Consider the following 13,664-nt stretch of genomic DNA (forward strand, 5'->3'; position numbering starts at 1 on the left):
TCCTGATGACGGCGCGCTGGCTGGTGGGCCACGCGCAGGGCCGTCATCGGCTCTATGAGAACGGCGAGATCGTCTTCGAGGACGGCGCCGTGGTCTTCGTCGGCCATGGCTTTCCGGGCGAGGTCGCGCGCCGCATCGACTACGGCAACGCGCTGATCGGGCCGGGCTTCGTCGATTGCGACGCGCTCTCTGATCTCGACACGACCATCCTTGCCTACGACAACCAGCCGGCCTGGAAGAAGGGCCGCGTCTGGCCGCGCAGCTATCTCGATGCCGGCCCCTATGAGATGTATTCCCGCGAGGAGCTGGCTTTCCAGAAGAAGCACGCCTTCGCCTCGCTGATCCGCAACGGCATCACCACCGCCCTGCCGATCGCTTCGCTGTTCTACCGCGCCTGGGGCGAGACGGTGCAGGAGTTCGAGGATGCGGCGGAGGCCGCTGCATCGTTGGGCATGCGCGCCTATCTCGGCCCGGCCTATCGCACCGGCAACCAGCTCGTCGAGACGGACGGCCGCGTCGTCACCCATTACGACGAGCCGCGCGGCCTCGCCGAGCTCGATGCGGCCATCGACTTCGCGAAGCGCCATGAGGGCGCGGCCGGCGGATTGATCCGCGCCATGCTGGCGCCGGACCGCATCGAGACCTCGACGGCGGAGCTTTTGCGCCGCACGGCGGCCGCCTCGCGCGATCTCGACATCCCCGTGCGTCTGCATTGCTGCCAGTCGAAGATCGAATACGAACTCGTCCTGGCGCAGCATGGTCTCAGCCCGCCGGAATGGCTGCAGAGCCTCGGCTTCCTGAGCGAGCGCTCCCTGCTGCCGCATGGGACGGTCGTTTCGGGCAGCCGCCTGATCAACCGCCCGGGCCGCGATCTCGAGATCATCCGCGATGCGGGCGCGAGTATCGTCCACTGCCCGCTGGTCTCAGGCCGGCACGGCAACGCCATCGACCATTTCGGCCGCTACCGCGCCATGGGGCTCAACATCGCCATGGGCACGGACACCAGCCCGCCCGACATGGTGATGAACCTGCAGACCGGCATGATCCTCGCCCGCACCATGGCCGGCAATGTCGGCGCCGTCCGGTCCGAGGACTATTACGACGCCGCCACCGTCGGCGGCGCCGATGCGTTGCGCCGGCCCGATCTCGGCAGGCTTCAGCCGGGCGCCCGCGCCGATATCACCGTCTTCGAACTCGACCGGCCCCATAGCGGACAGGTCATCGACCCGGTCCAGACCATGATGCTGACCGGCCATGGCCGCGATTTCTCGACGGTGGTGATCGATGGCCGCTTCGTCATGGAGGATCGTGTCATCCCCGGCATCGACGAGGCGGCCGACAACGCCCGCGCCCAGCGCCAGTTCGAGGGCGTGATGGCGCGCTATCCCGAGCGGACGCTCGGCCATCCGCCGATGAGCGAGATCTTCTCGTCGAGCTACCCGATCGAACATTCCGGAGGGTCTGCATGAGCGCGCCGCTCCTTTCCGTCCGCGACCTGCGCATCGTCTTCGACGGCCGCCACGGCCCGCTGACGGCGCTGGACGGCGTCTCCTTCGACATCGCGCCGGGCGAAATCCTTGGCGTGGTCGGCGAGTCCGGCGCCGGCAAGTCGCTGACGGGGACGGCGGTGATCGGCCTGCTCGATCCGCCGGGCCGCATCGCCGGCGGCGAGATCCATCTCTCCGGCCAGCGCATCGACAATTTGCCGCCCGAGCCGATGCGCAGGCTGCGCGGCCGGCGCATCGGCGCGATCTTCCAGGACCCGCTGACCTCCCTGCATCCGCTGCTGACCGTGGGCGACCAGCTCGCCGAGACGATCACCACCCATCTGCCGGTCGGCCGCACTGAAGCGCGCCGGCGCGCGCTCGACCTGCTGAAGGAGGTCGGCATCCCGGCGGCAGAGACGCGCATCGACCACTACCCACATCAGTTCTCCGGCGGCATGCGCCAGCGCGTCGTCATCGCGCTCGCGCTCTGCGCCGAGCCCTCGCTCATCATCGCCGACGAGCCGACGACGGCGCTCGACGTCTCCATCCAGGCGCAGATCACCACGCTGCTGAAGCGGCTCTGCCGCGAGCACGGCACTTCGATCATGTTGGTGACGCACGACATGGGCGTCATCGCCGAGACAGCCGACCGGGTCGCGGTGATGTATGCCGGACGCATCATCGAGATCGGCCCGGTCGAGGAGGTGACGCGCCGCCCGCATCACCCCTACACCGCCGGGCTGATGGCCTCGATCCCGAGCGTCCACGCCCGCCACGCCACTCTCAACCAGATCGATGGCGCCATGCCGCGCCTCAACGCGATACCGCCCGGCTGCGCCTTCAACCCGCGCTGCGGCCGGGCCGACGACATTTGCCGCGAGCGCAAGCCCGGCCTGCCACCGTCAGCCCATGCCGCCGCCTGCCATTTCCCCTTGAAGGAACTGGTCCATGCGTGAGCAGATGGAGGCCGTCATGCCGAGCCCTCATCGGGACGAGCCGCGTAGCGGCGCAAAGGACGGGCCGGCGCAAGCCGGAACCGGCGACATCATCCTCGACGTCGCCGCAGCCTCCTGCCGCTTCGATGTCTCGGCCTCCGGCCTGTCCCGACTGATCGCCCGCCAGCCACGGCGCATCCTGCGGGCGGTCGAGGACGTGTCCTTCACCGTCCGGCGCGGCACCACCTTCAGCATCGTCGGCGAGTCCGGCTGCGGAAAGTCGACGCTGGCACGCATGGTCGTCGGCCTGCAGCGCCCGACCGAGGGGATGCTGAACTTCCGCGACATCCGCCGCGCCGATGGCTCCTTCGGTCCGCCGCGCGTGCAGATGATCTTCCAGGACCCCTATGCCTCGCTCAACCCGCGCTGGCGCGTCGGCGACATCATCGCCGAGCCGATCCGCGAGCTGAAGCTGAGGCCGGACGAGAACAGCACGAAGGCCCGCGTTGGCGATCTGCTGGAAGTCGTCGGCCTCTCGCGCAGCGATGCGAGCCGCTACCCGCATGCCTTCTCCGGCGGCCAGCGTCAGCGCATCTCGATCGCGCGTGCGCTTGCGACGGAGGCAGACTTCCTCGTCTGCGACGAGCCGACCTCGGCGCTCGACGTCTCGGTGCAGGCGCAGATTCTCAACCTGATGGTGAAGCTGCAGCAGGAATTCGGGCTGACCTATCTCTTCATCAGCCATAATCTCTCGGTCGTCCGGCACATGTCGGACGATCTCGCCATCATGTATCTCGGGCGCTTCGTCGAGGCCGGCCCGGCCGAGCAGGTTTTCACCCGGCCGCGCCACCCCTATACGCGTCTGCTGCTGGACACGATCCCCGATGTCGAGCGGCCGAACCGGGAGCGCCGGCCGATGTCGGGCGAGGTGCCGAGCCCGATTGCTCCGCCGCCGGGCTGCAGCTTCAACCCGCGCTGCTCGCTCGCCGCCGACATCTGCCGCGCCGAGCGGCCGGAGCTGAGGCAAATGGGCGAGGTCCGGATCGCCTGCCATTTCGCCTGAACCAGCCTTGTCATTCCGGGGCGCGCCACAGGCGCGAACCCGGAACCCACGACTGGGTGAGGCATTTGTCGCATGATTGGCCGGTCGCTCGCCCGGTCGTGGATTCCGGGTTCTTCGCTCTGCGAGGCCCCGGAATGACAAGGGTGGATTTGACCGGAGGCAGTCCGACGGCCGTCTACGCCAGCGTCGCGTCCAGCGTGATCGGTGCCTTGAACAGCTTCGAGACCGGGCAGCCGGCCTTGGCCTTGTCGGCGAGCGACTGGAAGGTCGCCTGGTCGGTGCCGGGCACCTTGCCCTTCAAGGTCAGGTGGATCGCGGTGATGGCATAGCCGTCATCAAGCTTGTCGAGCGTCACGCGCGCCGTGGTGTCGAGCGCATCGGCCTTGAGATTGGCCTCGCCCAGGATCAGCGACAGCGCCATGGTGAAGCAGGCGGCATGCGCCGCGCCGATCAACTCCTCGGGGTTGCTGCCGGGCTTGCCCTCGAAGCGGCTGGCGAAGCCGTAAGGGTAGGCGCTGAGCGCGCCGGTCTCGGTCGAGATCGTGCCCTTGCCGTCCTTGATGCCGCCTTCCCAATGGGCGGAGCCGTTCTTGTTGATCGCCATGACGCTTTCTCCTGTTCAGGTTTGGATGGGTACTTTGCTGCCGAGAAACGACCCTTTGACAACGGCCGAGTGCCGGTCGGGTTCATCGGCCTCTGGCCGTCAGGACGACAAACAAGTCGAATTGCCGTAAGGTCATCGATCTGGACGATGGAGGATGCCATGACTGCATTCAATGCCGTTCGCTTCAAGGTCAAACCGGGGATGGAGACCGCCTTTCTCGATGCTCATCGCGATGTTGCCGCGGACTGGCCGGGCTTGCGACACGCGAACATCATCGCGGCCGGCGATGGACGCTACTGCATCATCGCGGAATGGGAGAGCATGGAGGCGATGGCGGCGGCCCGACCGCAGATGATCACCACGCTCAATGGTTTCCGCCACACGCTCGATGATCTGGGCGGCGGGCTCGGTGCCACCGATCCGATCGCCGGCACGGTAGCCCTGGCGCTGAAATAGAGCGCCATCGGCTGGCCCGTGCCGAAGGCCGAGTGCTCGGGACAATAGAAAAAGCCCGCATCGATGGCTCGATGCGGGCCACATGTTGGGTCAGTGACGCGATCCGCTCACCGAAATAGCGCCAGCGACTTCGACAGCGTGATCCAGACGCCCCAGGCGATCGGCAGTCCGACCACGGCCCAGGCGGCGAGCGCAGCGCCGTTGAAGCCGCCCTTGCCGATGCCGTGGGAGCCGTACTGGATCGTAGCCCCCGCATTGGCCGTCCTGGCCTGGAGCGCCGCCACCTCGGCGTCCTTCATGAACCACTTCGTCGCGACGGGGCGCACCAGAAGATTGCAGAGGAAGCCCAGCACCAGCATGCCGGCGAGGATGTACATGGTGCGGTCATAGACCTGCGCACGCGGCACGCCGGCATTGATCTGCGCCTCGCGGATATAGTTCACCACCACCGGCCCGATGATGCCGGCACTGGACCAGGCCGTCAGCAGCCGGCCGTGGATGGCACCGACGAACTGCGTGCCGAACATGTCGGCGAGATAGGCCGGCACGGTGGCGAAGCCGCCGCCATACATCGACAGGATGATGCAGAAGAAGCCGACGAACAGCGCCAGCGACCCGGCATGCGCCGCCCAGGGCGAGAGCCCGTAGAGCAGGATGCCGAGGCCGAAGAAGGTGGCATAGGTCAGCTTGCGGCCGAGCTTGTCCGAGAGCGAGGCCCAGAAGAAGCGGCCCGCGATGTTGAACAGCGAGAGCAGGCCGACGAAGGCCGCCGCGATGGTCGCGATCTGCGTCTTCTGCGCGGCGTCGAGCGCTGCGAAGCCGATCTCCGGCTTGCCGATCAGCTTGCCCGCGAAAATCTCCTGCAGCATCGGCGAGGCCATGCCGAGCACGCCGATTCCGGCCGAGACGTTGAGGCAGAGCACCGCCCAGATCAGCCAGAACTGCTTGGTCTTGTGCGCATCCTTGAGATGGACATGGCCGGAGGTGATCATCTTGTTCTGCGTCGCCGGCGGGGTCCAGCCCTCGGGGCGCCAGTTGGCCGGCGGGATGCGGTAGCCGAAGGTGCCGGCCATCATGAAGACGAAGTAGATGACGGCCATCGCCACGAAGGTCTGCCAGACGCCGACCGAATCCGCCGTCTTGAAGGTGTTCATCAGCATGTCGGCCAGCGGCGAGCCGATCATCGCGCCGCCGCCGAAGCCCATGATCGCCATGCCGGTCGCCATGCCGCGCCGGTCCGGGAACCATTTCACCAGCGTCGAGACGGGCGAGATGTAACCCAGCCCAAGCCCGATGCCGCCGATCACGCCGGAGCCGAGCCACAGCATCCAGAGCTGGTGCAGATAGACGCCGAGCGCCGAGATCAAGAGGCCGCCGCACCAGCACAGCGTCGAGACGAAGGCGGCCTTGCGCGGGCCGGAGCGCTCGAGCCAGCCGCCCCAGATCGCGGCGGAGGAGCCGAGCAGCACGAAGAACAGCGTGTACATCCAGCCGAGATCGGCGACCTTCCAGTCGCAGGCCGTGGTGAAGAGCGAGCCGATCAGGCCGACATCGGGGCCGCAGGCGAGCGGCTTGCTGATGCCGATGGCCTGGCTGAGCGGCAGCCAGAACACCGAGAAGCCATAGGCCATGCCGATGCAGAGATGGATGCAGAGCGCCGCCGGCGGCACGAGCCAGCGGTTGAAGCCCGGCCTGGCGATGGTTCTCTCGCGGTCCAGCAGGCCGACCCCGCCGCCGATCTGTCCGATGTCCTGTGCGATGCTCATTGCCCGATTTCCTTTCCCCAAAGCTTCGCCATTCGGCCGGGTGTGCTCCCGGCTCGTTGCAATCCTCATGCGCGGTTGAAAACCGCGGCTCGCTCGCTAACCCCCTTGCCCCGGCCTGATCAGCGGCAAGGCGCGCCGCAGCAGGGGCGGGAGGTCTTCGGGCCGGGCGGTGAATGCGGCGCGGAAATCCTCGCGCATGCGCCCGGTCCAGAACTGGTTGATGTGGTCGGCGATGGAGGCGGCGGCCTCCTCCTCCGGATAGGACTTGAAGAAATCCGCGATCTGCCCGGCCATGCGCCGGAGCTTCGCGACGTTCTCGTCGTGATGGTCGCCTTCGGCGTGGCCGGCGGTCAGGAGAGCCTCCGTCATCGGGCGATTGTTTCCGGCGCGACGCTGAGCGCGCCGGTGAAGACGATGCAGCCGTCGCGCCGCGCGACTGCGGCGAGCGTCAGCCCCAGATGCCGCGCCCGCTCGATGGCGAGCGAGGTCGGCGCCGAGATCGCGACGAGCGTGCCAGCGCCGAAGATCGCCGCCTTCTCGACCATCTCGAAGGAGGCGCGGCTGGTGACGAGCAGGAAGCCCTCGCTCGCATCGGCCCCGGCGCGCAGCCGAGCACCGATCAGCTTGTCGAGCGCATTGTGGCGGCCGACATCCTCCCGCACCGCCAGGACCGCGCCGGCAGCGTCGCACCAGGCGGCGGCATGGACGGCACGGGTCAGCTGGTTCAGCGGCTGGTGCCGGTCGAGCGCGGCAAGCGCGCCCTCGATCGCCGAAGCGCCGACGGCGCGTTGAGCGCGCGTCGCGGCATCGGCCATCGGGATCTCCTCGATGGTCTCGACCCCGCATAGCCCGCAGGAGGTGCGGCCCGAGAGGTTGCGCCGCCGCGCCAGATGCTCGCGGAAGCGGCCGGGCGCGAGCTCGACGGTGACGATGACGCCCTCGTCCTTGGGCTCGACGGCGATGCCGCGGATCTCGTCTGCGCTGCGGACGATGCCCTCGGTCAGGCTGAAGCCGGTGACGAAGTCTTCCAGATCGGAGGGGCTCGCCATCATCACCGCATAGGGCATGTTGCCGTAGACGATGTTGATCGGCGTCTCGACCGCGACCTCGATCTCGCGCGCCTCCTCGGGCGCGACGCCGAAGCGCAGCGGCTGCGCCGTGACGGCAGCCGAGGCAGGGGGCTGGGCAGGCCTATTCCGCGGCATCGGGCAGGCGCTCCGCAATCCGCCGCAGGGTGACGTCTTCCTCGAAATTCTTCTCCTGCCACTGCGAGAAGTGGTTGGTGCGGCGCACTTCCACGGCCGTCACCTTGTATTCGGGGCAGTTCGTCGCCCAGTCGGAGAAGTCGGTGGTAATGACGTTGGCGCCCGTCTTGGCATGGTGGAAGGTGGTGTAGACCACGCCGGGCTGCATACGCTCCGAGATTTCCGCCCGCAAGGCGATGTCGCCGGAGCGGCTGGCGAGCGAGACGAGATCGCCCTCGCGGATACCGCGGCTCTCGGCGTCGAAGGGGTGGATCTCCAGCACGTCTTCGTCATGCCAGGCGCCGTTCTCGGTGCGCCGTGTCTGCGCGCCGACATTGTATTGCGAGAGAATGCGCCCGGTCGTGAGCAGCAGCGGGAAGCGCGGCCCGGTGCGCTCCTCTGTAGGCACGAACTCGGTGATCATGAACTTGCCCTTGCCGCGCACGAAGCGGTCGACATGCATCAGCGGCGTGCCGGCCGGCGCCTTCTCGTTGCAGGGCCACTGCACCGAGCCGAGCTTGTCCAGCTTGTCGTAGGAGACGCCCGCGAAGCTCGGCGTCAGCCGCGCGATTTCGTCCATGATCTCGCCGGGATGGGCGTATGACATCTCGTAGCCCAGCGCCCGCGCCAGCTCGATCGTGACCTGCCATTCGTCCTTGCCGGCCAGCGGCGCCATCACCTGCCGCACGCGGTTGATGCGCCGCTCGGCATTGGTGAAGGTCCCGTCCTTTTCCAGGAAAGAGGCGCCCGGCAGGAAGACATGGGCGTACTTGGCGGTCTCATTCAGAAAGATGTCCTGGATGACCACGCATTCCATCGCGGCCAAGCCGGCCGTGACATGCTGGGTGTTGGGGTCGGACTGGGCGATGTCCTCGCCCTGGACATAGAGGCCCTTGAAGGTGCCGCCGACGGCCTCGTCGAGCATGTTGGGGATGCGCATGCCCTGCTCGGCATCGAGCGGCACGCCCCAGAGCATCTCGAAGACCTGCCGCGTCGAATCGTCGGAGACGTGGCGATAGCCCGAGAATTCGTGCGGGAAGGAGCCCATGTCGCAGGAGCCCTGGACATTGTTCTGCCCGCGCAGCGGATTGATGCCGACGCCCTCGCGCCCGATATTGCCGGTCGCCATGGCGAGGTTCGCCATCGCCATCACGGTGGTCGAGCCCTGGCTGTGCTCGGTGACGCCCAGCCCGTAATAGATCGCGGCATTGCCGCCGGTGGCGTAGAGCCGCGCCGCCGCACGCACCTCGCCCGCCGGCACGCCGGTAAACTGCTCGCTGGCTTCCGGCGAGTTCTCCTCGCGGGCGATGAAGCGGGCCCAGTGCTCGAAGTCGACGAGATCGCAGCGCTCGCGCACATAGGCCTCGTCGATCAGTCCTTCGGTGACGACGACATGGGCGAGCGCGTTGACCAGCGCGACATTGGTTCCCGGCTTGAGCGGGAGGTGATGCTCGGCCTTGATATGCGGCGACTTGACGAGGTCGATGCGGCGCGGATCGGCGACGATCAGCCTCGCGCCCTCGCGCAGCCGCTTCTTCATCCGCGAGGCGAAGACCGGGTGGCCGTCGGTCGGGTTGGCGCCGATGACGAGGATGACGTCCGACTGGGCGACCGACTTGAAGTCCTGCGTGCCGGCAGAGGTGCCGAGCGTGGTCCGCAGGCCGTAGCCGGTCGGCGAATGGCAGACGCGGGCGCAGGTATCGACATTGTTGTTGCGGAAGGCGGCACGCACCAGCTTCTGGACGAGGAAGACCTCCTCATTGGTGCAGCGCGACGAGGTGATGGCGCCGACTGACTCGCGTCCGTATTTGGCCTGGATGCGCTTGAACTCGCTGGCCGCCTTGCCGATCGCCTCCTCCCAGGAGACTTCGCGCCAGGGGTCCGTGATCCTGTCGCGGATCATCGGCTTGGTGATGCGATCCTGATGGGTGGCGTAGCCCCAGGCGAAACGGCCTTTTACGCAGCTATGGCCCTCATTGGCCTGCCCGTCCTTGTAGGGCACCATGCGGATGACGCGGTCGCCCTGCATCTCTGCCTTGAAGGAGCAGCCGACGCCGCAATAGGCGCAGGTCGTCACCTTGGAATGCTCCGGCTGGCCGTACTCGATGACCTTGTTCTCGATCAGCGTCGCGGTCGGGCAGGCCTGCACGCAGGCGCCGCAGGAGACGCATTCGGAGCCGAGGAAATCGGTCGGGCCCGCTGCCACGCGCGACTCGAAGCCGCGTCCCGTGATCGTCAGCGCGAAGGTGCCCTGCACCTCGGCGCAGGCCCGCACGCAGCGGTTGCAGACGATGCATTTCGACGGGTCGTAGGTGAAATAGGGGTTGGAGGTGTCCTTCGGCAGCCAGTTCTCGTTGGCGAGTCCATCGCCGCCCTTGGCGAAGACGTGGTTCTCGCCCTCATAGCCGTAGCGCACCTCGCGCAGGCCGACCGCGCCGGCCATGTCCTGCAATTCGCAATCGCCATTGGCCGAGCAGGTCAGGCAGTCGAGCGGGTGGTCGGAGATGTAGAGCTCCATCACGCCCTTGCGCAGGCCGGACAGGTTCTCCGACTGGGTGCGGACGATCATTCCGTCTTCTGCTGGAGTCGTGCAGGAAGCCGGCGTGCCGCGCCGTCCCTCGATCTCGACGAGGCAGAGCCGGCAGGAGCCGAAGGGTTCCAGCGAGTCGGTGGCGCAGAGCTTCGGGATGGCGGTGCCCATGCTCATCGCCGCTGCCATCACCGAGGTCCCGGCCGGCACCGTGACGCTCTGGCCGTCGATGGTCAGCGTCACGGTCTTGTCCGCGACCCGGATCGGCGTGCCGAAGTCGATTTCCTTGATCAGGCTCATCTCAGCCTCCTCACTCGGCCGCTAGGGGCAGCTGAGGACGGTCGAAATCCTCGGAGAAATGGTTGAGCGCGCTCAGCACCGGCATGGGGGTCAGGCCGCCCATGGCGCAGAGCGAGGCGTCGATCATCAGCTTGGAGAGGTCGCGCAGCACCGCGATGTTCTTGGGCACCTCGCGGCCGGAGATGATGCGGTCCATCACCTCGACGCCGCGCGTCGCGCCAATGCGGCAGGGCGTGCACTTGCCGCAGCTTTCCTTAGCGCAGAACTGGAAGGCGAAGCGCGCCTGCTTTGCCATGTCGACGCGATCGTCGAAGACGACGATGCCGCCATGACCGAGCATGGCGCGCATCGCGGCCAGCGCTTCGTAGTCCATCAGCACGTCGAGCTGTTCGGCGGTGAGATAGGCGCCGAGCGGCCCGCCGACCTGCACGGCCCGGATCGGCCGGCCCGAGCGCGTGCCGCCGCCCATGTCCTCGATGATCTCGCGCAGCGAGATGCCGAAGGCGAGCTCGATCAGCCCGCCGCGCTTGACGTTGCCGCCGAGCTGGACGGGCAGCGTGCCGCGCGAGCGGCCCATGCCGAAATCGGCATAGGCCTGCGCGCCATGCTCCATGATCCAGGGCACGGCGGCGAAGGAGAGCACGTTGTTGACGACGGTCGGCTTGCCGAAGAGGCCCTCCAACGCCGGCAGCGGCGGCTTGGCGCGCACGATCGCGCGCTTGCCTTCCAGGCTTTCGAGCAGCGAGGTCTCCTCGCCGCAGATATAGGCGCCGGCGCCAAGCCTGACTTCGAGATGGAAGGGGTGGCCGGTGCCGAGGATGGAGGCACCGATCAGCCCGGCCGCCTCCGCCTTCAGGATCGCGCGCTGCAGCGTGCGGTGGGCATGCGGATATTCCGAGCGCAGATAGATGTAGCCGCGCGTCGCGCCGACGGCGACCGCGGCGATCGCCATGCCCTCGATCGTGAGATAGGGGTCGCCCTCGAACAGCATCCGGTCGGCAAAGGTGCCGCTGTCGCCCTCGTCGGCATTGCAGACGATGTATTTCTGGTCGGCTCGCGCATCGTGGACGGTCTGCCACTTGATGCCGGTCGGGAAGCCGGCGCCGCCCCTACCACGCAGTCCCGAGGCCTTGATGGTCTGGACGATCTCGGCGCCGGTCAGCGCGAGCGCTTTCTGCAGCCCCTTGAAGCCGCCATGGGCGCGGTAATCGGCGATGGAGAGCGGATCGGTGACGCCGACGCGGGCGAAGGTGAGCCGCTGCTGGCGCTTCATCCAGTCGAGCTCTTCGGTGAGGCCGAGCCGCAGCGGATGCGCCCCACCTTCGATCAGCCCGGCCTCGATCAGCCCCGGAACGTCCTTCTCTGTGACCGGCCCGTAGGCGACGCGCCCTTCAGCCGTCTCGACTTCGACCAGCGGCTCGAGCCAGAGCATGCCGCGCGAGCCGTTGCGGACGATCTCCACGGGCAGAGCGCGGTTGGCGGCCTCCCGCGCCACGGCCTCGGCGACGGCTTCGGCCCCGACCGAGAGCGCGGCGGCGTCGATCGGCACGAAGATCCGGATGGGTGTGAGGGCGCTCATGAGTCGCGCCTTCCATGGTCGCAGAGTCGGGCGATGCGGGCGGCGTCGACGCGGCCGATCAGCTCGCCATCGACCAGTGCCGACGGCCCGAGCGCGCAATTGCCGAGGCAGTAGACCGTCTCGATGATGGCATCGCCATGGGCCGCGCCGTCGACGACGATGCCGTGGTCCTGCGCCAGCTCATCGACCAGCGTCTCGCAGCCGAGCGACTGGCAGGCCTCGGCCCGGCAGAGCTTGATGACGCGCCGCGGCGGCGGGGCGGTCCTGAAGTCATGGTAGAAGGAGATCGCGCCATGCACCTCGGCGCGGGAGAGGTTCAGAGCTTCGGCGATCAGCGGCACCGCCTGCGGGTCGACATGGCCGAACTCCTCCTGCAGCGCATGCAGGATCGGGAGGGTCGCGCCTTCCAGATGGGCGAGCCCGGCGATGATCGACTGCGCGCTGTCCTGATCCCAGGCGGGGTATCCGGCCATCTTTCCTCCATCCGGCCCTGTTCCCGGGCACTTGGAAGAAAAGTGGGGTTTCCTGGAATAATTTCAAATCGTTTGTTCCGACTATTTGATAGGTATTGGCTATCAAATAGCTTCGCATCCGCCGCCTCACGCCAATTCATGCGAATTCAGGTCGTCGAAAATTTCGTGCAGAGGCCATTTTGCGCTGCACAATGTGGCATCGGCCCTACGACGATAGGCGAAGACTATCGGACGATGGGGCGGCGCGGCAGTCGCGCATCCGTGACCGGCTTGGTCATCATCAGCAGGTTGCGGGCGAGCGGCGCGACCGGCTGCCGGTCGGCGACGATGAGGCCGATCATGCGCCGGGCTTCCGGCTCCACCAGATCGAGCGCTTTCGTCCCGATCGGCACGCCGAAGAATTCGAGCAGCTGCAGCGAGACGATGCTGGCGATGCCCTCGATGCCGGCATGGGAGCAGAGGTTGAAAATCGAGTTGGTCTCGATCGCCGGCCGCGGCACGGTGCCGACCGAGCGGAAGATGCCATCGATGATGCGCCGGTTCTGCATGTCGCCGGTGAGCAGGCAGAGCTTGTGCTCGGCCGCCTCCGCCCAGGTGATCGTCTCGCGCGCTCCGAGCGGCCCGTCCTCGCGCGTCAGCAGCACATAGGATTCCTGGTAGATCGGCTTGGAGATCACCCGGTCGAGCGGCTCGTTGTCGAGATAGGTCAGGCCGACATCGAGCTCGAAATTGTCGATCCCCTTCTGGATCTCCTGCGAGGTCATCGACAGCACGGTGAGCGAAACCGCGGGATAGCGCGCCGAGAAGGGCGCGGTGATATGGGCGATCATCGGCAGCGCCGTGGGGATCGCGCCAAGCCGGATGCGCCCGCCGACGCCCTCGCGCAGTTCGGCGATCGAATCCTTCATCACCTCGGCTTCGGCCAGGATGCGCCGCGCATGGGCGAGCACGACCTCGCCCTCCTTGGTGAAGCCCTGGAAGCGGCGCCCCCGCTCGACGATCATCACGCCGAGCTCCTCCTCTAGCTGCACGATCGCGGCCGAGAGCGTCGGCTGCGAGACATGGCAGGCCTCGGCCGCGCGGCGGAAGTGCTTCTCGCGGGCGAGCGCGTCGAGATAGACAAGCTGGCGGATGATCATGCTGCGCCCAGCATCTTCATGCTTTGGCGGCGCTGGCAAGCGTCGCGGTTGCAGTCCTGCAAACAGGCTGTTGCCCGGGGAGGAACGC

At 67.4% G+C, this 13,664-nt stretch carries 12 protein-coding genes; 4 read left to right on the forward strand and 8 right to left on the reverse strand.

The genetic code is table 11. The features are described from left to right. Positions 1-5 precede the first annotated feature (5 nt). The 3 genes from BoBH3_RS19035 to BoBH3_RS19045 are packed head-to-tail and all read left to right on the forward strand — an operon-like array spanning position 6 to position 3,485. Positions 6-1,469, forward strand: a complete 1,464-nt coding sequence (locus BoBH3_RS19035; RefSeq protein WP_262332560.1) for an amidohydrolase family protein — start codon at positions 6-8, stop codon at positions 1,467-1,469. Continuing rightward, positions 1,466-2,443 carry an ABC transporter ATP-binding protein gene (locus tag BoBH3_RS19040; protein ID WP_262332410.1) on the forward strand — a complete coding sequence of 326 codons (978 nt, stop codon included), beginning with the start codon at positions 1,466-1,468 and terminating at the stop codon, positions 2,441-2,443. The genes BoBH3_RS19035 and BoBH3_RS19040 overlap by 4 nt, the downstream gene beginning before the upstream one ends. Further along, a complete protein-coding gene (locus BoBH3_RS19045) occupies positions 2,436-3,485 on the forward strand; it encodes an ABC transporter ATP-binding protein (RefSeq protein WP_262332411.1) in 1,050 nt (349 codons plus the stop codon). The genes BoBH3_RS19040 and BoBH3_RS19045 overlap by 8 nt, the downstream gene beginning before the upstream one ends. A gap of 175 nt (positions 3,486-3,660) precedes the next feature. On the opposite strand, the gene BoBH3_RS19050 is transcribed toward BoBH3_RS19045, so the two are convergent. After that, a complete protein-coding gene (locus tag BoBH3_RS19050) occupies positions 3,661-4,089 on the reverse strand; it encodes an OsmC family protein (protein WP_262332412.1) in 429 nt (142 codons plus the stop codon). Between the two features lie 147 nt (positions 4,090-4,236). Here BoBH3_RS19050 and BoBH3_RS19055 point away from each other — a divergent pair, with 147 nt between their 5' ends. Beyond that, positions 4,237-4,545: an antibiotic biosynthesis monooxygenase gene (locus BoBH3_RS19055; RefSeq protein ID WP_316045119.1), complete on the forward strand. Its 309-nt coding sequence runs from the start codon at positions 4,237-4,239 to the stop codon at positions 4,543-4,545. Between the two features lie 107 nt (positions 4,546-4,652). Here the strand turns inward: BoBH3_RS19055 and BoBH3_RS19060 are convergent, their stop codons facing one another. The 7 genes from BoBH3_RS19060 to BoBH3_RS19090 form a co-directional block, all read right to left on the reverse strand. After that, entirely contained in the window at positions 4,653-6,311 is a 1,659-nt protein-coding gene (locus BoBH3_RS19060) for an OFA family MFS transporter (RefSeq protein WP_262332413.1), read from the reverse strand. Between the two features lie 96 nt (positions 6,312-6,407). After that, on the reverse strand, positions 6,408-6,680 hold the full coding sequence (locus tag BoBH3_RS19065; RefSeq protein WP_410050621.1) for a formate dehydrogenase subunit delta: 273 nt from the start codon (positions 6,678-6,680) through the stop codon (positions 6,408-6,410). After that, a complete protein-coding gene (gene fdhD, locus BoBH3_RS19070) occupies positions 6,677-7,516 on the reverse strand; it encodes a formate dehydrogenase accessory sulfurtransferase FdhD (protein WP_262332414.1) in 840 nt (279 codons plus the stop codon). Before fdhD ends, BoBH3_RS19065 begins: the two co-directional genes overlap by 4 nt. Further along, positions 7,503-10,385 carry a formate dehydrogenase subunit alpha gene (gene fdhF / locus BoBH3_RS19075; RefSeq protein WP_262332415.1) on the reverse strand — a complete coding sequence of 961 codons (2,883 nt, stop codon included), beginning with the start codon at positions 10,383-10,385 and terminating at the stop codon, positions 7,503-7,505. The genes fdhD and fdhF overlap by 14 nt, the downstream gene beginning before the upstream one ends. A 10-nt stretch (positions 10,386-10,395) precedes the next feature. Then, a complete protein-coding gene (locus tag BoBH3_RS19080) occupies positions 10,396-11,964 on the reverse strand; it encodes a formate dehydrogenase beta subunit (RefSeq protein WP_262332416.1) in 1,569 nt (522 codons plus the stop codon). Then, complete coding sequence (locus BoBH3_RS19085; protein ID WP_262332417.1) at positions 11,961-12,437, reverse strand: NAD(P)H-dependent oxidoreductase subunit E; 477 nt, start codon at positions 12,435-12,437, stop codon at positions 11,961-11,963. Before BoBH3_RS19085 ends, BoBH3_RS19080 begins: the two co-directional genes overlap by 4 nt. 224 nt (positions 12,438-12,661) lie before the next feature. Next, positions 12,662-13,576, reverse strand: a complete 915-nt coding sequence (locus BoBH3_RS19090; protein ID WP_262332418.1) for a LysR family transcriptional regulator — start codon at positions 13,574-13,576, stop codon at positions 12,662-12,664. Between the last annotated feature and the right edge of the window lie 88 nt (positions 13,577-13,664).

Origin of the sequence: Allobosea sp. BH3, from assembly GCF_025499465.1 — a bacterium.
In the GTDB taxonomy this organism is placed as follows: domain Bacteria; phylum Pseudomonadota; class Alphaproteobacteria; order Rhizobiales; family Beijerinckiaceae; genus Allobosea.

What these genes read in the sequence shown, in the direction of transcription:
- BoBH3_RS19035 (WP_262332560.1), top strand. Translation starts at nt 6, where the DNA reads ATGACGGCGCGCTGGCTGGTGGGCCACGCGCAGGGCCGTCATCGGCTC.
- BoBH3_RS19040 (WP_262332410.1), top strand. Translation starts at nt 1,466, where the DNA reads ATGAGCGCGCCGCTCCTTTCCGTCCGCGACCTGCGCATCGTCTTCGAC.
- BoBH3_RS19045 (WP_262332411.1), top strand. Translation starts at nt 2,436, where the DNA reads ATGCGTGAGCAGATGGAGGCCGTCATGCCGAGCCCTCATCGGGACGAG.
- BoBH3_RS19050 (WP_262332412.1), bottom strand. Translation starts at nt 4,089, where the DNA reads ATGGCGATCAACAAGAACGGCTCCGCCCATTGGGAAGGCGGCATCAAG.
- BoBH3_RS19055 (WP_316045119.1), top strand. Translation starts at nt 4,237, where the DNA reads ATGGAGGATGCCATGACTGCATTCAATGCCGTTCGCTTCAAGGTCAAA.
- BoBH3_RS19060 (WP_262332413.1), bottom strand. Translation starts at nt 6,311, where the DNA reads ATGAGCATCGCACAGGACATCGGACAGATCGGCGGCGGGGTCGGCCTG.
- BoBH3_RS19065 (WP_410050621.1), bottom strand. Translation starts at nt 6,680, where the DNA reads ATGACGGAGGCTCTCCTGACCGCCGGCCACGCCGAAGGCGACCATCAC.
- fdhD (WP_262332414.1), bottom strand. Translation starts at nt 7,516, where the DNA reads ATGCCGCGGAATAGGCCTGCCCAGCCCCCTGCCTCGGCTGCCGTCACG.
- fdhF (WP_262332415.1), bottom strand. Translation starts at nt 10,385, where the DNA reads ATGAGCCTGATCAAGGAAATCGACTTCGGCACGCCGATCCGGGTCGCG.
- BoBH3_RS19080 (WP_262332416.1), bottom strand. Translation starts at nt 11,964, where the DNA reads ATGAGCGCCCTCACACCCATCCGGATCTTCGTGCCGATCGACGCCGCC.
- BoBH3_RS19085 (WP_262332417.1), bottom strand. Translation starts at nt 12,437, where the DNA reads ATGGCCGGATACCCCGCCTGGGATCAGGACAGCGCGCAGTCGATCATC.
- BoBH3_RS19090 (WP_262332418.1), bottom strand. Translation starts at nt 13,576, where the DNA reads ATGATCATCCGCCAGCTTGTCTATCTCGACGCGCTCGCCCGCGAGAAG.